25 protein-coding genes are annotated in these 18,597 nt (G+C 39.6%); 23 read left to right on the forward strand and 2 right to left on the reverse strand.

Annotated elements, in window-relative coordinates; genetic code table 11:
* The first annotated feature begins 90 nt into the window (after positions 1-90).
* A complete protein-coding gene (locus HLH18_RS05045) occupies positions 91-453 on the forward strand; it encodes a hypothetical protein (RefSeq protein ID WP_171545999.1) in 363 nt (120 codons plus the stop codon).
* Positions 454-1,024: 571 nt separating this feature from the next.
* Here HLH18_RS05045 and HLH18_RS05050 read toward each other — a convergent pair.
* Positions 1,025-2,698, reverse strand: coding sequence for an SNIPE associated domain-containing protein (locus tag HLH18_RS05050; protein ID WP_171546000.1), 1,674 nt, complete (start codon positions 2,696-2,698; stop codon positions 1,025-1,027).
* Between the two features lie 272 nt (positions 2,699-2,970).
* Here HLH18_RS05050 and HLH18_RS05055 point away from each other — a divergent pair, with 272 nt between their 5' ends.
* The 12 genes from HLH18_RS05055 to HLH18_RS05110 all read left to right on the forward strand — a co-directional run bounded on the left by HLH18_RS05055 (position 2,971) and on the right by HLH18_RS05110 (position 8,284).
* On the forward strand, positions 2,971-3,252 hold the full coding sequence (locus HLH18_RS05055; protein WP_171546001.1) for a hypothetical protein: 282 nt from the start codon (positions 2,971-2,973) through the stop codon (positions 3,250-3,252).
* Positions 3,252-3,566 carry a hypothetical protein gene (locus HLH18_RS05060; protein WP_171546002.1) on the forward strand — a complete coding sequence of 105 codons (315 nt, stop codon included), beginning with the start codon at positions 3,252-3,254 and terminating at the stop codon, positions 3,564-3,566. Before HLH18_RS05055 ends, HLH18_RS05060 begins: the two co-directional genes overlap by 1 nt.
* 165 nt (positions 3,567-3,731) lie before the next feature.
* Complete coding sequence (locus tag HLH18_RS05065; protein WP_250852375.1) at positions 3,732-4,316, forward strand: ATP-binding protein; 585 nt, start codon at positions 3,732-3,734, stop codon at positions 4,314-4,316.
* Between the two features lie 23 nt (positions 4,317-4,339).
* Positions 4,340-5,074, forward strand: a complete 735-nt coding sequence (locus HLH18_RS05070; protein WP_171546004.1) for a hypothetical protein — start codon at positions 4,340-4,342, stop codon at positions 5,072-5,074.
* A 10-nt stretch (positions 5,075-5,084) separates the two neighbouring features.
* Positions 5,085-5,780: a 3'-5' exonuclease gene (locus HLH18_RS05075; protein WP_171546005.1), complete on the forward strand. Its 696-nt coding sequence runs from the start codon at positions 5,085-5,087 to the stop codon at positions 5,778-5,780.
* Positions 5,777-6,199 carry a hypothetical protein gene (locus tag HLH18_RS05080; protein ID WP_171546006.1) on the forward strand — a complete coding sequence of 141 codons (423 nt, stop codon included), beginning with the start codon at positions 5,777-5,779 and terminating at the stop codon, positions 6,197-6,199. Before HLH18_RS05075 ends, HLH18_RS05080 begins: the two co-directional genes overlap by 4 nt.
* A complete protein-coding gene (locus tag HLH18_RS05085; protein ID WP_171545967.1) occupies positions 6,199-6,840 on the forward strand; it encodes a hypothetical protein in 642 nt (213 codons plus the stop codon). Before HLH18_RS05080 ends, HLH18_RS05085 begins: the two co-directional genes overlap by 1 nt.
* On the forward strand, positions 6,833-7,276 hold the full coding sequence (locus HLH18_RS05090; RefSeq protein WP_171546007.1) for a hypothetical protein: 444 nt from the start codon (positions 6,833-6,835) through the stop codon (positions 7,274-7,276). The genes HLH18_RS05085 and HLH18_RS05090 overlap by 8 nt, the downstream gene beginning before the upstream one ends.
* On the forward strand, positions 7,269-7,496 hold the full coding sequence (locus HLH18_RS05095; protein ID WP_171546008.1) for a DUF7446 family protein: 228 nt from the start codon (positions 7,269-7,271) through the stop codon (positions 7,494-7,496). The genes HLH18_RS05090 and HLH18_RS05095 overlap by 8 nt, the downstream gene beginning before the upstream one ends.
* Positions 7,489-7,704: a hypothetical protein gene (locus HLH18_RS05100; protein WP_171546009.1), complete on the forward strand. Its 216-nt coding sequence runs from the start codon at positions 7,489-7,491 to the stop codon at positions 7,702-7,704. Before HLH18_RS05095 ends, HLH18_RS05100 begins: the two co-directional genes overlap by 8 nt.
* The gene (locus HLH18_RS05105; protein WP_171546010.1) at positions 7,701-8,033 is read left to right on the forward strand and encodes a hypothetical protein; all 333 of its coding nucleotides are present in this window, start codon (positions 7,701-7,703) and stop codon (positions 8,031-8,033) included. The genes HLH18_RS05100 and HLH18_RS05105 overlap by 4 nt, the downstream gene beginning before the upstream one ends.
* Complete coding sequence (locus HLH18_RS05110; protein ID WP_171546011.1) at positions 8,033-8,284, forward strand: hypothetical protein; 252 nt, start codon at positions 8,033-8,035, stop codon at positions 8,282-8,284. The genes HLH18_RS05105 and HLH18_RS05110 overlap by 1 nt, the downstream gene beginning before the upstream one ends.
* Here HLH18_RS05110 and HLH18_RS05115 read toward each other — a convergent pair.
* Positions 8,259-9,209, reverse strand: coding sequence for a tyrosine-type recombinase/integrase (locus HLH18_RS05115; RefSeq protein WP_171546012.1), 951 nt, complete (start codon positions 9,207-9,209; stop codon positions 8,259-8,261). The genes HLH18_RS05110 and HLH18_RS05115 overlap by 26 nt on opposite strands.
* 211 nt (positions 9,210-9,420) lie before the next feature.
* Between HLH18_RS05115 and HLH18_RS05120 the strand changes: the two genes are divergently transcribed.
* From HLH18_RS05120 to dnaB, 10 genes are all read left to right on the forward strand, one after another.
* Entirely contained in the window at positions 9,421-10,191 is a 771-nt protein-coding gene (locus HLH18_RS05120; protein ID WP_171546013.1) for an RDD family protein, read from the forward strand.
* 315 nt (positions 10,192-10,506) lie between these two features.
* Positions 10,507-11,580, forward strand: a complete 1,074-nt coding sequence (cyoA, locus tag HLH18_RS05125; protein ID WP_171546014.1) for a ubiquinol oxidase subunit II — start codon at positions 10,507-10,509, stop codon at positions 11,578-11,580.
* Positions 11,581-11,583: 3 nt separating this feature from the next.
* Positions 11,584-13,572: a cytochrome o ubiquinol oxidase subunit I gene (gene cyoB / locus HLH18_RS05130; protein ID WP_171546015.1), complete on the forward strand. Its 1,989-nt coding sequence runs from the start codon at positions 11,584-11,586 to the stop codon at positions 13,570-13,572.
* A 4-nt stretch (positions 13,573-13,576) separates the two neighbouring features.
* Positions 13,577-14,197, forward strand: coding sequence for a cytochrome o ubiquinol oxidase subunit III (cyoC, locus tag HLH18_RS05135; RefSeq protein ID WP_171529070.1), 621 nt, complete (start codon positions 13,577-13,579; stop codon positions 14,195-14,197).
* Positions 14,197-14,523 (forward strand): cytochrome o ubiquinol oxidase subunit IV, encoded by a 327-nt coding sequence (cyoD, locus tag HLH18_RS05140; protein ID WP_131291949.1) that lies wholly within the window; start codon positions 14,197-14,199, stop codon positions 14,521-14,523. Before cyoC ends, cyoD begins: the two co-directional genes overlap by 1 nt.
* A gap of 10 nt (positions 14,524-14,533) precedes the next feature.
* A complete protein-coding gene (gene cyoE, locus HLH18_RS05145) occupies positions 14,534-15,412 on the forward strand; it encodes a heme o synthase (protein ID WP_171540496.1) in 879 nt (292 codons plus the stop codon).
* Between the two features lie 275 nt (positions 15,413-15,687).
* On the forward strand, positions 15,688-16,074 hold the full coding sequence (gene rpsF / locus HLH18_RS05150; protein WP_053578020.1) for a 30S ribosomal protein S6: 387 nt from the start codon (positions 15,688-15,690) through the stop codon (positions 16,072-16,074).
* Positions 16,075-16,085: 11 nt separating this feature from the next.
* Positions 16,086-16,313: a 30S ribosomal protein S18 gene (gene rpsR, locus HLH18_RS05155; RefSeq protein ID WP_004676982.1), complete on the forward strand. Its 228-nt coding sequence runs from the start codon at positions 16,086-16,088 to the stop codon at positions 16,311-16,313.
* A 9-nt stretch (positions 16,314-16,322) separates the two neighbouring features.
* Positions 16,323-16,769: a 50S ribosomal protein L9 gene (rplI, locus tag HLH18_RS05160; protein WP_131291953.1), complete on the forward strand. Its 447-nt coding sequence runs from the start codon at positions 16,323-16,325 to the stop codon at positions 16,767-16,769.
* A 251-nt stretch (positions 16,770-17,020) separates the two neighbouring features.
* Positions 17,021-18,466 (forward strand): replicative DNA helicase, encoded by a 1,446-nt coding sequence (dnaB, locus tag HLH18_RS05165; RefSeq protein WP_171546016.1) that lies wholly within the window; start codon positions 17,021-17,023, stop codon positions 18,464-18,466.
* Positions 18,467-18,597: the final 131 nt, after the last annotated feature.

Below are 18,597 nucleotides of genomic sequence, written 5' to 3' on the forward strand. Positions count from 1 at the left end.
AAATGATCCACTCAACCCACCCCAGCGGTGGGTTTTCTTTTATTAATTTTCCTTTATAATTCCTGATCAAATAACAATAAAACTTTAACCATGAAAACAAAAATTCTCACAACCACCCTATTTCTTATCATTCTTACTGGCTGCGATAACCAATCAAAAGTAGCTGAAGTATCCGATTCAGATGAAACAGACTCTTCAATAGCAAATGCCCAGTTTGAAAAATCTGACAAACGGATTAATAAATACCTAGATCAACTCGACGATCCCAACACTACACCAGAGGCTCGTATTCAGATCCTATGTGTGGACTACCCTACTGAGTACAAAAAGAATTACATGCCATCGCTAATGAGGCTATCACCAGGTGAATACACTGAAGCTGAATTACTGTCTGATTTGGAATCGGCTCTGGATTACTATAAAGATAGTTTTGAGATTAAATGCTCGAATTAAGGCAACCAATTGCTTCCAGGTGAAACCATGGAAAAATACGTAATAGTTGGGTATTAATCATAGTCGCAGTCTTACTGGTAATATTTTACAATAAGAAAAAGTGAAATTAAAAATTCTATACGTTCAGTTATCAAACAGAATTAAACAAAGCAGTAATATATTAAGCCTATCTTAACATTCAAATACTACGGATAGTATTTGGTCGCACACGCCCACTTCGGTGGGTTTCTTATTTCTGAAACACTACCCTGCTATTCTTTGCTCAAGGTCTAATGTAAAGACAAGACCTGTAATAACTAAGTAAGCCTATCTCACCCACTTTGCGTGGGTTTTCTTTTATATAAAATAAACAATAAAGGTGTATATAAAATAACCTCACCAACTATAATTTAACCTTGTGCCGTATTTACCTTAAATTATGATCACACTCATCTCCTTGTTAGTAGTTAATGTCACAGCAATCATTGCAACAGTAGTATTCATCAGCAAAAAATAAAGAATATTTAAAAGAAAACCCATCCCTGTGATGGGTTTACCTTTGAAAAGGCCTGCAATTTGTAGGTCGTTTAGATTAATCTTCAGCTAAAGCATAATCTTTCTGCTTTAACTCCATTTTTTCAATAGCATCTTCCAATTCCAGTTGTTCCTCATCTGGCATAAGTTCAATTTTTAAAGATTCTCTATATTGTAAAGCTTCAGCTTTTAAAGTGAATTTTGCTTGTATTCCTAATTCTTCCAGGTAGTTCTTAACACCTGCTAATGGTGTCTTGAAAAACTCTTTCCGATAATTAACTTTATTAACCCGTTCATGATTAAAGTGATGGTGAAGTTTTTTCTCTAGCGCAGGCGCATCATCACTATAAATCATCGCATGAACATCAAATGTAAATGGTACAGAAGCATCACCTAATTCACGAACACGATCCAATGGTTCTAATCGTCTTGTCATGCCAAGCTTTAGTACATCCTCACCAAATGATCCTATATTTGAGATTACATATACATGACCAGCTCGTGTCTGTTGTGCCATAGATATAGCTCGCTGATTCTTATCTTCAGCCTCTTTAAGCTTTAACATTAAATCATTCATTTTTTGATCATATTTTGATTTTTGATCATCTGAAGCTTGCTCAAATTCTTTTCTAGCTTTTTCATATGCTTTTTTCAAAAAGTCTTCTTCTTTGCTTGCTTCTTTTATGGCTCGCTCATACTCTTTTCTTGCCTTTTCCTCTTCGCGGATTTGTTCACGAATCTCTCTTTGTTCTTCACGCTCTCTTTCTTTAAACTCTAAAACCAATGCAGCCCACTTAAGCTCTTCAATTCTTAGTGCTAAATAAGAAGGATTGATTCTGGCATTTCTAAAAGCCACGCCATAATTATTAAGAAGCAAGTAATCTTCTTTGAGTGCTTCTGTTAACTTACCAACATTATCATGCCTTAATCTTGATACATGAACGTCAGCCTTGCTATTAAATGCGTTAGTTATGAAAGCAATAGCTGTTGTCTTCCTTACATCCTCAACATAATCACACTCAGCAACAACACCTTGCTTGATGGCTGTTTTGATCTCAAATTTAATTGTTTTTAATCTTTGTGCGGCATCAAGATACTCATAACCTTCTATTAAATCTTCCAGTATTGCTTGGTTGGGTAATAAATATTCATCACTATAACCCTGAATTTTATTCTCAAGTGCTTTATTAATCTTGCTTAACTCGAGTTTCCGTTGTGCTAGATCGTAGTATTCTCCAAGTAGTTTTTGCGCTTGATTTTCAACTTCAGTTGTTGCCTTTTCAGAAAAATCTTGTAAGAAGACTTCCACAGATTTAATCTTGATTTTTATCTCACGTTTAAATGATTCAGCCTCTGCAACTGTCATTTTCTTATATGCTTCATAAGATTCTAATTTAGATTCTTTTTCTACTTCCCATGCATTTTTTGCCTCAGTAATATCAACGTCACATTTTTCTTTTTCAGTCTTAATATAATTTTTAATATCAACAATATCTTGGTACTTCTCCAATTCTGCCAGGCGCTTTTCTAAATTTTCTTTTTGATTCAAGAGACCTGTTATCTGTCTGTAATCACTACTAACTTGTGCTTCATTTTTAGTAATAGCAATTGATAATTTTTTGTTTTTTTCAATTAATTCAACTTCTTTGACCAGCAGTTCTTTATTTTTTATAAAAAAATAATAAACCACACCCCCCAATGCAATTAAAGCTATTGTTAAAAAAAGTACCATGACAAATCAATCATTCAAAAAATAATCAATTTTTTATCATTTTTTAAATAAAATCAAATATTAAAATCTGTTTTTTTAATTCATCTCCCTCCTAGTGATGGGTTTTCTTTTGTCTATTAAAGCATAAAAGTTTCCCAATATAAAAATAAGTTTCTTTTAATAAACTTTTTCATTGACAATAAAGTTTCCTTTGGTAAACTAAATCTCGTAAACAAACAAAAAGCACACCGACCTGAGAATCAAATGTGCTTTTGCTAACTAGCGAGGTAAGTATGAATCAAATCCCATCCCATAGTCAAACCCCTGAGTTTGACACTAACAAAAGTCAAACGACTTCTGTTTTGTTTCAGCATCCGACCGCTTCTGAAATGCGTCCTACTTTCGGTGCTAAAGCTAAAGCAATTTTCAAAGAAGTAATGGCGGTTTCTCTAATCGTTGGTACTGCTGCATCAACAGTAGTAACAGTCCGTAGTTGTTCAAACGAGGTAGATCGTCAAGAACAAGCTGCTCTTAAACACCAGTTGCAGTTTTCCGCTAATGGAGGAACTCGCTAATGACTACTTCTAATCAAAAATTCGCTGAATACCTTGGTCAAGATGAACAAGGCAATATGCGCCTTCGTCTAGGTACTAAGTTCGCTGCAATCTATGTCGAGAAAGGCAAAGATATTTACAAAGAAACCGCCAAAGGTCTTGTGAAAGTAACCCTTGAAGAATTGGTTTCTAAACCATGGATTCGTGAAAACTTCGAACGTGAACGTACTTTTCAACGTCGTAAAGCCTTAGCAATCGGTTTGCAAAGTACACATATTCCATTACATGAACGTCGTGCGTACAAAAAACGCATGGGCTGGGTTGGCGCACGTTAACAACAAGATGCCCTTCATGGGCACACCAAATGAATACTGAATATTGAGGAATGAATAATGAGTACATCTATTTTTATATTAGGACAATCGGGATCTGGAAAATCAACCAGTCTTCGCAATCTTAACCCGCGTCGCGTGTTACTGATCCAGTCGATCAGAAAGCCTTTGCCGTTTCGCTCTGCTAACTGGAAGTACATTACTGCTGACGAACCAAACGGTTCAATCCTGGTGTCTGATAATCCGCAAGAAATCATTCACCACATCCGAATGACTCGTCGCCCAATCATCGTTATTGATGACTTTCAGTATGTGATGGCGAATGAATTCATGCGTCGCAGTACAGAACGTGGCTTCGATAAGTTCACGGAAATTGGCTTTAACGCCTGGAGCATTATTACTGAAGCGAATAATGCACACCCTCAAAAGCGCGTCTACATCCTTAGCCACACGGAAGAAGACCAGCAAGGCAAAACCAAGATTAAAACCATCGGCAAAATGCTTGATGAAAAAATCACACTGGAAGGTATGGTCACTATTTGCCTGCAAACAGCGGTCATCAATGACCAGAACCTATTCATTACCAAGAACAACGGCAACACAACTGTTAAGTCGCCTATGGACATGTTCACGTCAGATCATGTCGAAAATGACTTAAACCTTGTTGATCAGGCGATTTGTGAATTCTACGGCTTGCCTATGCCAAAAACACAAAACAACCAACAGCAACAACAAGCTGTTCAAAATTCTTAATTTAATTTCTCGGAGAAATCATCATGACTCAACAATACAAACAATTTGGCTTTAACGCTGAATCTGCAAAACAAGCTGATAGCAGCAACCGTATCGAAGAAGCTGGAAAGTATGTTGGTGTTATCAAAAGCATGGAATTCACCACTGCTAAATCTGGCACAACCGGTTTTGAAATTGAATTTGAAACAGACCACAAAGAGTCTGCTTCATTCACCATCTGGACCGAAAAGAAAGACGGAACTCCATTGGGTGGTGTTCATAAAATCAATGCTCTGCTTGCTTGTCTTGGCGTTCGCGGCCTGACACCGACGAATTCGCAGCTTGAGAAGTATGACTTCGATCTTAAAGAGCGCGTTATGAAAAACTGTGTGGTTGCGCCTGAGGTTGCTGGCAAGCGCGTCGGTTTATTACTTCAGCGTGAAAACTACCAAAATGACAGCGGTGACTGGAAATTCCAGATGAATTTCTTCTCTTGTTTCCATTCTCAAAGTGAACTCATGGCCAAGGAAATTCTTGATCGCAAAACATCACCGGAAGCGCTTCCAAAATCACTTGCATCACTGATGGCAAACCCGGTTACCACACGCAAACCTAAAAACAATAATGGTGGATTCCAGCAAAACCAAAACAATGGTTATGGCGGTGGATATGGCCAGAATGGCGGCTTTAATCAGGGTGGCTATGATCAAGGTGGATACAACAATGATGTACCGCCTGTCTTAGATGCTCCTTCTTATCTTGATGATATTCCTTATTGAGGGGTGACCAATGAATCAACCTAAAGCACTGATTTTGGATACTGAAACTCACACACTGAATGGCTATCCAATTGAAATCGCTTTTGCACCTTGCGCTTTTGCGCAAGGGGTATTGGCGATTAACCAGGATCAAGTTTTTGATGAGTATTTTTCATGCCCTGAACCGATATCTCTTGGTGCAATGGCAGTACATCATATTCTTGAATCAGATATTGCAGAAAAGCCATCTTACGACACTTTCCGCATGCCTGAAGGTGTTGAATATTTGATTGGCCATAACATCAATTACGACATTGAAGCTGTTCAAAAATGCCAACCTGATTTCAAGGTAAAAGGGATTTGTACCCTGGCACTTGCTCGCATGATCTGGGATGAACTGGAAACCCATACGCTTGGTGCACTGTATTACTTCGTCATGGAGGATAAACGGTCGGCTAAAAAGCATTTACGTAATGCCCATAATGCCAGAGCTGATATCTACTTCACTGGCGTAATACTTCGAGCGATTGTTGAAAAGCTGGCAATCAAGGATATGCACTCGCTCTACTTAATGTCTGAGACTGCACGAATTCCGAAACGCATCAATTTTGGAAAGTACAAAGGCACTTTAATTAAAGACCTTGATCCTGGTTATATCTCATGGTTGCTGCGACAAGATGACTTAGATCCATACCTCGAAAAAGCACTACGAGGTAAAGCAGCATGATTGGAACTCAAATCAAACCGGACTACTCGGAAGCGGTTGCAAAATTTGTAGCGAATGGTGGTCAGATTAAGTCGGCTGTAAATACTAATAAAGCTGAGTTTAATTACTGCAATGCGGATACTGTTTTGCAAAGTGCTGAGCGTCCCAACAGTCACCAGAATCACATTTTGCGTACACGTGCTGAAAAGCAAGGTTTAAAAAGCTATAAGCCAGTTGCCCCATGCAGATCGTGTGGTACTTCCGAGCGATCTGTGAAATCCAATATCTGTCTTGAGTGCGACCGTCGCAGAGCAAGAGCTAAAACAGGATTGAGTGCTAAAAATCTGGAAGCGATTGGGCATTACTTGCTAGATAAAGGTGAATCAATCGAGTTCACCAGTGGTGGTCAAAAGTACGTTTTAAAAGTTGAGGTGGCGTGATGGATAAAGAAAGAGAAGCGTTTGATAAGTGGTATAGGGAGAAGCCGAAAGGTTGGCTTGATGGCGTAAAATACAATACGGCATGGAAGGCATGGCAAGCAGCCAAAGCCCAAGCTGATCAGAAAGTTAAGCTACTGCTTTGTGATGAGCACTTAAAAAAATGCGAATCACCTACTGGTATTTTTAACAGTCAGTATCCAGATGAAGAGCCTTGTTTGATTTGCTTGGCGAAGGAAGCCAAAGCCCAAGCGGTGCATGAACAAGTTCTTGATGCTCCTGCATGTGTTGGAGCTGGTACATTCCAAAAAGGTGTTAAGTGGTCAACCGTGATTGCTGCTGCTCAACGTCACTTTAAATATACACAAAATGCTAAAAAAGCCCCATCGTTGGACATAGACCAGGTTAAAAAATTGGTGAGTGGCGATTTTGTTTTGGTGCCTAAAGAGCTGAGCGATGAACTGGCAGATGAATTAGCAAGTGATGCCTTTAATAATATTCAAAGCATGTTTGATTATGAGCACAGAGGATCGACAGCCACACACCGGGAACAAATTCGATTGAGATGGTGCAAAAATAAAGCTAGAGAATTCCAAGAAAACTACAAGATCGTGATTGAAGCACAGGAGCCAGCCAATGACTAATCGTGTTTTTAGCTATCGTGGTGAAGATAACTGGTCTGATTACGAAAATCCTGCTGAAGCTCTACAGGATATGGAAGATGACGATGTATTAGAGGTTGGGAATACCTTTCTTACTGGTATTAAGCGTGAACCACAACCTGCGCAATTCATCATGGATGCCGATGAGGTTTTAGAAAATTACGACCTTCGCATTGATGATAATTATCCAGGTGATTTTTCTGACGGTAACACAGGCTCAGATAATGTTAGTGACGAAGCAAAAGCTGAACTAAATAGCTTTTTAAATGCTTGGGCTGAAAAGTATTTGAATGTCACTTTTTGGGAAATTGACCATGATGAGGAAATTACCGTTACCCAAGAAATGATTGATGCATTTCATGCTAATCAGCCAATTCCTTTGCCTAAGTTTAAGTTTGAGGAGCCAGCCAATGACTAAGAATCCAATGAAAGTTGTTTGCTCTCTTTTGACAAACGTGATTTACGCAAGCCGCGTAAATGTTGAAAAAGGCATGATGGTTGGAAATAAAGAGGATGTTACTGACTCTGCTGTTTCTGCTGTTGGTATTTATCTATACAAATCAAAAAACGATATTCTTTTTGAAGTTGACGGCAAAAAGTTAAGACTCACTGTTGTAGAGGAGCCAGCCAATGACTAATGAAGAAATGGTTGAAATCGCTAATGATCTAACTGAAGCATTGGCACCTTATGTTATCAGTGGCAAGGGTGCAAAGATGGAACTTAATTCTAAAAGTATCAATGTTATCTATCACAGCCTTGTTGGTTTCACTAGTCGCAATGAACAGTCGAACGTAGATATGAAATTGCCGTTTAGTGTTTTGCAGAGTTTGCGGGAGGTGTCATGAAAGCAAATGAGTTTGTGAAAAAACACGGGTGGAATTCATTATTAATTGCAAAAACACTGCCTAAGTTTAATCGCTACAAATATGTGATTTTTTATGCTGATGAAATAGATTTCTCTAATGAGTTTCATGCAGGTCGGAAAAGCTACATGTTTGAGGTGGTTGAAGTAAAACGCCTTGTTGAAAGTCATGAGCTAGTGGCAAGTTGGGGTGGACTTGAATCTGCCAAAAAAGAATTGCAACGCCAGTCTATTTTGCGCTGGATAAATCCAGAAACAGAAAGGCTGCGCGGAGCCATCGCAGATGTTGAAGCGTGTAAGGAGGTTTCTTAATGGGAGCAGTCAAAATTATAACAATGCAGGAAGATGAGTTGCGTGACTTGATTCGTCAAGAGACATCCAATGCAATCCGTCAGGCGCTTGCAGGTCAACAGGATGAATTGCTCACAGTAAAGCAACTCTGTGAGCGTATACCCGGACTATCTCGATACCTGTTTAAGAAGCTAGAGGAAAAAGCCAAGCTGAAAAATACTCAGGGCAGGTATTCCATTCAATCAGTTAAAGCCGCGATGCAATCTCACTAGCTGTGGGATTGTAGTATGTCATTGCACGCTTTGGATTACTCCATCCAAACATCTTGCATAGGTCAAGGATGGGGAGTTTTAAAGCAATTCGAGTTGCTGCTGTATGTCTTGAGTCATGAAATGTGAAGCCAAGCAGTCCGGCAGCGATTCGAGCCTTCATAAATTCTGTGCTTATCTCGATAGATTCATAATTGAATACTGGACCTAATTTTTTAGGACCAAGTGATTCTAAAATCTCAACCGCCCTTTTGCTTAATGGTACTTCACGTGGTCGACCATTCTTGGTGATTGTTAGTACTAAATAGTTTTTGCTTAAATGAATTCGCTTCCAGTCTAAACCGCCAATTTCAGATTGACGCATTCCAGTTTCAATGGCCAGCAAAAAAATAGCTTTTAAGTCATCACTCAAATATGGCAACAAAGTATCGATTTCGTCTTGCTGAATAATTCTTTCACGATGTGGTGAGTCTTTAGGGATCTGAACATCCTTTACCGGGTTTCTGCCCAGCCATAATTTTGTCTCGACGCACCAGGTGAAAAATCCTGCCAGTAAAATAAAATCACGTCTTACTGTTGATGATGACACGTGCTCTAAACGCCACTCACGCCATGAGACTAAAAACTCCTTATCTACCTTAGCTAAAGCTATATCACTCTTCGTATGTTTTAAAATATAGTTGATGCGGCTAATCTCACGATCAGCACCTCGTTTTTTTATTGAAATTGTGTCACGATATTCCTCTAAGGCATCTTTTAAGATAACGTGGTCATAGACCTTATGGTTTTCATTTATCAAAGCTACTTCGGTTTCTTTGGCCCATGCTTTTGCATCACGCATAGTATCAAAAGTTTTTGAACGTGGTTTGTGTGGCTTTATGCGGATAGTGGCAGTGATACGCCCATTACGTTTTTGAAAGGTTGCCATGTTGCACTCTTGTTGCACTTGGTTTTAAAATCCCTTTCAATTTATTAGCAATGGATTTAAAAATCTAGCTTAAAGATGAGTATTTTAAACACCTTTGAAATATGGCATAAATACAATTGAAAATTAATCGCTCACATTTGGGTCTTTTTTTTCATCTATAATTTAAGGGTTTGCTATACAAACCTAATTTACGTTTTGAGATTTAATATTTATGCAAATTTACTTGGCTCGTAATAATCAACAAGCTGGTCCATATACCTTAGAGCAGTTGAACCAAATGCTCGCTAGTCAGCAAGTTCTGCTTACAGATTTGGCTTGGCATCAAGGCATGACCGAATGGAAAGCTTTAGGTGAATTAACCCAAGGTAAACTTGTATATCAACCTGAAGGTTATATAGCTCCTACACCTCTCCCTGAGCAAACCCCTTTTCAGAATTCCAGCTTTAACAAAATACATGTTGAAAAAAAAGCAGCACAAAATAATGAGCTTGCTTCCATTAGCACCAGAGTATTAGCCAAAATTATCGATTTATTGCTCTGGTTACCTGCGGCTGCCATTCCATCTTTTTTCCTAAAACCTGATCAAGTTAACCAGCTATCAGAAATTCAGCAAAAGATGCAATCTGCAGATACATCAACTCAAGCAGTCCAGTTACAACAGCAATTATTTACCCTCATTCCAGCAGAAGCTTGGCAAGCAATGCTTATCTACATCATTATTATGCTTGGAATTCAGGCATTTATGTTGGCGAAATCTGGGCAAAGTATTGGCAAGAAATTAACCAAAATTAAAATTGTAGATGTAGAAAGTGGTGAGAAAGTAAGCTTGATGCGTGCATTCACTTTACGCAGTTTCATCTTTATTATTTTAAATTTTCTGTTTATGCCTTTTATCACCATCCTTGACCATGTTTTTGCGATTGGCGAAAAACGCCAAACTTTGCATGACAAGCTCGCCAAAACCAAAGTGGTCAAACAATAATCACATAATAAACAGGGATTTTTTATATCCCTGTTTTTCCCCAGAATATTGATATTCAAATAAAATTATTATCTTGAAAGTTTAATTCCGAGTAAAAAAATCAGTTTTTATAACAGTCATTTAAAGCCCCGTTACATATAGCTTAGTTCAACAATATGAGGCATAATGCCTCACAACGTAGCGGTGTCTCATGATTGGGAAGGATTTTCTATGCTTAGAATATCTAAGCAAAAATAAAACATTTCCAATCATGCGACACTTTAATCGCTATCCCATATTAAATTAGGGAATGGGACTCTTCACCGAGGTTGTAAAATGAGACAAACAATTTTAGCTGTATTGTCTTTATCTGCGATGGCTGCACTCTTGACTGGGTGTGGCGGTGATATGGTACTTCTAAACTCAAAAGGTCCAGTTGCTGAAGGTCAAAGTAACCTGATGATGACTGCGATCTATTTAATGCTTTTGGTGGTCATTCCATCAGCAATTATGGCATTGTGGTTTGGATGGAAATATCGCGCATCGAATAAAGATGCAGACTATAAACCTACATGGGCACACTCAACTGCAATTGAAATTGTAGTATGGGGCATACCTGTCATTATTATTGGTATTCTAGCGTGGTTAACTTGGTGGGGTTCCCACAAGTATGACCCATACCGTCCGGTCGAATCTGATAAAGCACCTTTAACTGTTCAAGTTATTGCTGAACAATTCAAATGGATCTTCATCTACCCTGAACAAAACATTGCGACTGTTAACGAAATCCGCTTCCCAGAGAAGACTCCGGTTACTCTTCGTTTAACTTCGAACTTCACAATGAACTCGTTCTTTATCCCTGCATTGTCTGGTCAGATTTATGCAATGGCGGGTATGCAGACTCACTTGAACTTCTTGGCAGACGAAACTAGCCCAGCCGAAGGCTACCGCGGTTTCTCTTCTAACTATTCAGGTTATGGCTTCTCACAAATGCGCTTCCGTGCACATTCTGTAACAGATGCTCAGTTTGCTGAATGGGTAGCAGCAGTTAAAGCAGGCAAAGGTACTTCAGTAAATCCTAATGCAGTTCAAAAAGCTGTTTTAGACCAAGCTGAATTTGCAGCTTTACGTGACGGCAACCGTTCTAAGCACCAAATCGAAGTAATGGTTGTGAATGCCCAAACTCCTGAAGAAAAGGCTGCTGCTGAAGCAATGAAGTCTTATCCGACTAAGCCACACCCAGTGACTTATTATTCTTCGGTAGAGCCTAAATTGTTCGAATCAGTGATTAACAGATACATGAGTAATTACCACGGTGCTGACCATTCAGCAACTGCTGGTCATGAAGCTGCTGCTTCTGATGCTCATGCAGATGTTGAACATGCGACTGCAGCTTCTGTAGAGGAATAAGACATGAGCTTATTAGGTAAGTTAGGTCCGGATGCAATTCCACACGATCCAATTGTATTGGTGACTGTTGCGATGATGATCCTAGGTGGCCTTGCAGTCGTTGCAGGGATTACCTACTTTAAAAAATGGAACTACTTGTGGACTGAATGGTTCACTTCTGTAGACCATAAAAAAATTGGTATCATGTATATCTTCGTCTCTGTAATCATGTTAGTTCGTGGTTTTGCAGATGCGATCATGATGCGTCTTCAGCAGTTCCTCGCTCGAGGTGGTGGTGAAGGTTATTTACACCCTGAACATTACGACCAGATCTTTACTGCCCATGGCGTAATCATGATCTTCTTCGTAGCGATGGGTCTTGTAGTCGGCTTAATGAACATCTCTGTACCATTACAGATTGGTGCTCGTGACGTTGCCTTCCCATTATTGAACTCTCTAAGCTTCTGGTTATTTGCCGGCGCTGCGGGTCTGATGATGGCTTCTCTTGCACTAGGTGAATTCGCTGCAACTGGTTGGATGGCTTATCCTCCACTATCAGGCATTGAATATTCTCCGGGCGTAGGTGTTGATTACTATATCTGGGCACTGCAAATTTCAGGTTTGGGTACGCTTTTAACAGGTGTTAACTTCTTTGTTACCATCATTAAAATGCGCGCACCTGGCATGACACTGATGGATATGCCGATCTTTACCTGGACATCTTTATGTACAGCAGTATTGATCATCGCATCTTTCCCAGTGTTAACTGCGACTATTGCAATGTTGTCGCTTGACCGTTACTTCGGTTTCCACTTCTTTACAAATGACTTGGGTGGTAGCCCGATGTTGTATGTAAACTTGATTTGGACTTGGGGTCACCCGGAAGTTTACATCTTGGTATTACCTGCATTCGGTATTTACTCAGAAGTTGTATCAACTTTCTCTCGCAAAGCATTGTTTGGTTACAAATCAATGGTGTATGCAACTGTAGCAATCACAGTATTGTCTTTCGTTGTATGGGTTCACCACTTCTTTACCATGGGTGCTGGTGCCAACGTTAACGCGTTCTTCGGTATCATGACCATGATTATTGCCATCCCTACTGGTGTGAAAATCTTCTCTTGGTTATTCACCATGTACAAGGGTCGTATTACCTTTACAACACCAATGCTTTGGACACTTGGCTTCCTTGTGACTTTTGGTATCGGTGGTTTAACAGGTGTATTAATGGCAGTTCCACCAGCGGACTTCCTGGTACATAACTCGTTATTCTTGATTGCTCACTTCCATAACGTAATTATTGGTGGTGTAGTATTTGCAATGTTCGCAGGTATCATTTTCTACTGGCCAAAAATGTTTGGCTGGAAATTGAATGAAACTTGGGGTAAAGCAGCGTTCTGGTTCTGGTTCTTCGGTTTCTACTTTGCATTCATGCCACTTTATATCCTTGGTTTCATGGGTATGACTCGTCGTTTGAATACATATGACAACCCAGAATGGGATCCATATGTGTCGATTGCATTGTTTGGTTCGGTTCTTGTAGCGTGTGGTATTGCATGTTTCTTAATGCAAATCATCGTTGGTTTCTTACAACGCAACAACAATATCGATCACACTGGCGATCCATGGGATGGTCGTGTACTTGAATGGTCTACTTCGTCTCCTGCTCCGTTCTATAACTTTGCTCATCTTCCTAAGATCAATGGTATTGATACTTTCTGGACTGACAAAGAAAATGGCATCGCATATGCCAAACCAACTCAGTATGAAGATATTCATATGCCAACCAACCGTGCGGCTGGTTTCGTGATTGCAATGCTGATTACTGTAATGGGCTTTGCTTTAATCTGGCATATCTGGTGGTTAGTAGCCGTTGGATTCATTGGTGCTATCGTTTCGTTTATCGTAAGTTCATTCACTAAGAAAGTGGATTACTATGTGCCTGCTGCTGAAGTAGAACGCATTGAAAACGAACGCTATGCGATTCTTGAAAAACACTTGAAGAAGGACTAAGACAATGGCTGAAGTACTTCATCACGACAACCATGGACATGACGAGCATCATCATCACGATGATACTGACATCACAGTCTTTGGTTTCTGGACTTACTTGATGAGTGACTTGATCCTATTCGGGACACTCTTCATCGCGTTCGCTGTATTAAGCAGTCACATTCCTGTTGGTACTCCAAGTGCTAAAGAGCTTTTTGGTGAGTCTTTAGGTTTCGTTTTAACTGAAACTTTTGCTCTCTTGATCTCGTCTGTGACCTTCGGTTTTGCCGTACTTGCTTCATACAAGAAAAATGTAGGTCAAGTTTTAACTTGGTTAGCAATTACCTGGCTATTTGGTGCTGCCTTCATCGGCATGGAACTTTATGAGTTCAATCACCTCGTTCATGCTGGTCATGGCCCAAGCACAAGTGCGTTCTTGTCTGCGTTCTTTACTCTAGTTGGTACGCATGGTATTCACGTAACTTCTGGTTTGGTGTGGATGATCATTTTGATGATTCAAATCAAGAAAAATGGTTTGACTCTTCCAAACACTCGTCGTCTTGCTTGTCTAAGCTTGTTCTGGCACTTCCTGGACATCGTTTGGATCTGTGTATTCAGCGTAGTTTACTTGATGGGAGTTCTCTAATGAGTCACGATCACAATTCTGCTGGTGCATCGCACGGTAACTTAAAACAATATACTGTCGGTTTCATCCTTTCAGTTGCTCTCACTATCATTCCTTTTGGAATGGTAATGAGCGGTGGCTTTGAACGCGGTATTTTGGTTACTGTAATTGCTATTACTGCAGTTGCTCAGGTTTTAGTACAGCTCATGTTCTTCTTGCACATGAACTCGTCTTCTGAACAACGTTGGAACGTGATTGCATTTATTTATACAATATTAACCATCGCTATTCTTTTAGTGGGTTCTGTATGGATCATGAACTACCTTCACTACAACATGATGATCTAAACTGATTGTCATGCTGAAAAAGTATTTATTCCTGACTAAACCAGGAATTCTCTTTGGTAACTTTGTTACCACCTTGGGCGGCTATTTCTTAGCCGCTCAAGGTTCTGTAGATTTCCTTTTATTGCTTATTACCCTCCTTGGTACAACTCTGGTTGTTGCCTCTGGTTGTGTGGTCAATAACGTTATTGACCAAGACATCGACCAAAAAATGCAGCGCACACAAAATCGTGCGATGGTTAAAAAATCCATTTCTGTTCCTGTGGCTTTGGTATATTCCTTAGTACTTGGCGTAATTGGTTTTAGCATTTTATGGTTCTGGGTAAATGCGTACGCTTTTTTATTTGCAGTGATTGGTTTTGTAGTCTATGTGGTGTTTTATAGCCTCTGGACAAAACGCACAACAATTCACCAAACAGTTATTGGAAGTATTTCTGGTGCAAGCCCACCAGTGATTGGATATACCGCTGTTAGTCATGAATTTGACTTGGCTGCACTGCTTATTTTTATTGGTTATGCACTTTGGCAAATGCCCCATTCATGGGCGATTGCAGTATATCGTTTTGATGACTACAAAAATGCAGGTATTCCGATTCTCCCTGTAGCACGTTCCATTTTACGTACTAAAATTGAATCACTGATTTATGTTGTATTATTTACCATAACCATGAATGCCTTGTTTGTATATGGTTATGTAAACTGGCTGTATCTCGTTATTTTAAATGCATTATGCATTTATTGGTTTTATATTGGTGTGCTGGGCTTTAAAGCTGAAAATGACCAACTATGGGCAAAACGCTTTTTCCTGTTTTCGGTTATTCTGATTACGATCATCAGTATATGTTTTAGTTTTACCTCCCAAGCACCAGCAACACAAATCGTGTTTTTTTAAAAAAGATAGAGTTCTACTCTATCTTTTTTTTCACCCTTTAATTTTCAGCACTTTCAAAAGACCTATTCAATTCCCCCTTGCATTTTCATCTCGTCCAGATTTCGTACTTCCAGTGCTTGCATATAAATCAATCACCACAAAAAGATTCGCTTGTAATTTATCCCTAAAACCACTAGAATTCACGCTTCGCAATTTTTGCGACACAACTTTGGTTGTGACTCCTTGCTTCTGACTTTTCAAAAGTTAGGGGCTGCATAAACCGTAAGGAGCTGACAATGCGTCACTACGAAATCGTACTTTTGGTACATCCAGACCAAAGCGATCAAGTTGTGGGTATGGTAGAACGTTACCTAACTCACATCAAAGAAGCTGAAGGTCAAATTCACCGTTTAGAAGATTGGGGCCGTCGTCAATTGGCTTACCCAATTAACAAAATTCATAAAGCTCACTACATTTTAATGAATGTTGAATGTGGTCAAACTACGCTTAATGAATTAGAAGAATTGTTCCGTTATAACGATGCAATCCTTCGTAATGTTATTATTCGTCGTGAAAACGCAATCACTGAAGAATCATTGCTTGCTAAAAGTGCTGAAGAAAAGCGTGCGCGTAAAGCACAACGTGAAGAAGCACAACAATCTCAAGACTCTGCTGAAGCATAAGGAGAACATTAATGGCACGTTTTTACCGTCGTCGCAAGTTCTGCCGCTTTACAGCTGAGAAAGTTGCGTACATCGACTACAAAGATATCGATACTTTAAAACAGTACATCACTGAAAACGGCAAGATTGTTCCTAGCCGTATTACAGGTACTAAAGCTCGTTACCAACGTCAATTAGCGCTTGCTATTAAACAAGCTCGTTACTTGGCTTTGATCCCTTACACTGACAATCATAAGTGAGGTTGAGCTGTGGATATTATCTTATTACAACGTATTAAAAACCTTGGTAAATTAGGCGATAAAGTTTCAGTTAAAGCTGGTTACGGCCGCAACTACCTTATCCCTCAAGGTCAAGCAGTAGCAGCGACTGAGTCGAATACTGCTGCTTTTGAAGCTCGTCGTGCAGAACTTGAGAAAGCTGAAGCTGATGTTTTAGCTGCTGCTCAAGCACGTGCTGACCAATTAAACGAAGTTAATATCGTAATCACTGCTAAAGCTGGTGACGAAGGTAAACTATTCGGTTCAATCGGTACTCGTGACATCGCTGACGCGTTGACAAATGCTGGTCTAGAAGTTGACCGTGCGGAAGTTCGTCTTCCAAATGGCGCACTTCGTCACACTGGCGAATTCAACATCGCAATCCAATTGCATCATGATGTTGTTGCTGAAGTTCTCGTTACTATCGTATCTGAGTAATTTTTTGCAAGAAAAAGAGCATGCTTTTGCATGCTCTTTTTTTATCTCTGAAAATAGTCAAAATAGCTTATCTAGATTTACTCAAAAGTAGTGAACACAACTTATTTTTACTATTTTTAGCTAAATGAAATTTTCGATTCGCATTTTTTTTAAGAACGCGTATGATCTGTTTAGACGAAGATCATTGAAATTTCATTGTTCGTCCCAATTTCCAAATTACTCATTTATCGCATTTAAAATCAGGGTTTTATATGTCACAGGCGAATGCCACTGCTACGCTTAACTCATCTAAAGTAGATAATAAAGGAAATGAGTCAAGCCAATTAAAAGAGTTTCGTACCCCACCGCATAACTTGGCAATTGAGCAAGCTGTACTTGCAGCACTGATGACCGTTGCTGAATCTTTTGAACAAGTCGGTGATGTACTCAGTGAAAATGATTTTTATGCGACACGTCATAAGTATATTTTTCGCGCCATTGAAAAATTAACCCAAGAAAACTCGCCTTACGATGCCGTTCTGGTCAATGACTGGCTAATCAAACAGAATTTGCTTGATGCTGTTGGTGGTGAAGAATATTTAATGCAATTGATGGCAGATTCCCCTTCTAGTTTTTACAACCTGGAAACCTATGCCAATAAAATTAAAGAATTTTCAACTTTACGCAGCATGATTAAAGTCAGTTCTGAAATTTTACAGAATGCTTATGACACTAAAGGTCGTAGTGTCAGTGAAATTTTAGACTTGGCTGAAACCAATATTTTTTCCATTGCTGAACAACATAACAACAATGCCAAAGCCCAAGGTCCAAAACCGATTAATGCCGTGGTTGCAGACGTATTTGACAAGTTAAATGAACTTTCTCAAATGGAAGGTAATATTACCGGTTTAACTTCCGGCTTCTTAGAACTGGACAATAAAACCTCGGGTATGCAATCGGGTGACTTGATTATTGTCGCTGCACGTCCATCTATGGGTAAAACCACCTTTGCCATGAACCTGGTGGAAAGTGTGCTGTTTAACTGTGATCTACCTGCCCTGGTCTTCTCTATGGAGATGCCAGCAGATTCAATCGCGATGCGTTTAATCTCGGCTTACGGTAAAGTTCACCAAGGTCATTTACGTTCAGGAAAACTGGATGGTGATGAATGGTCTAAAGTCACCGGAACGATTTTACAGCTTCAAGAAAAACACTTGTATATTGATGATTCATCCGCCCTTCCACCAACAGAATTACGTGCCCGCGCACGTCGTATTGCCAAAATGCATGGGGGTAAAATTGGCTGCATCATGGTCGATTACCTACAGTTAATGAAAGTACCCGGTATGGGTGACAACCGTGTCGGCGAGATCTCGGAAATTTCACGAAGCTTAAAAGCCTTGGCTAAAGAAATGATGTGTCCGGTGATTGCTCTTTCCCAGCTTAACCGTTCACTGGAAAACCGACCAAACAAACGCCCTGTGATGTCCGACCTTCGTGAATCCGGTGCGATCGAGCAGGATGCCGATTTGATTATGTTTATTTACCGTGATGAGGTTTATAACAAAGAATCCAAAGAAGCAGGTACTGCCGAAATCATTATCGGTAAACAGCGTAACGGTCCGATCGGTACAGTTCGTCTGGCTTTTGAAGGTCAATACACGCGATTTAGCAACCTTTCACCTGAGTTTTATGCTCAATATAATGATGAAGAATAAGGAATAAAAAACGAGGTGATGACCTCGTTTTTTTAACCAACTATTTTTTCTAAGGCTGACCTGTAAATTATTTTGATTGAAATATGATTTAAAGCTCAGTCTCTCTTTATAAGACTTATTCGACTTAAATA

Source organism: Acinetobacter sp. ANC 5414 (genome assembly GCF_013004295.1).
Lineage (GTDB): Bacteria > Pseudomonadota > Gammaproteobacteria > Pseudomonadales > Moraxellaceae > Acinetobacter.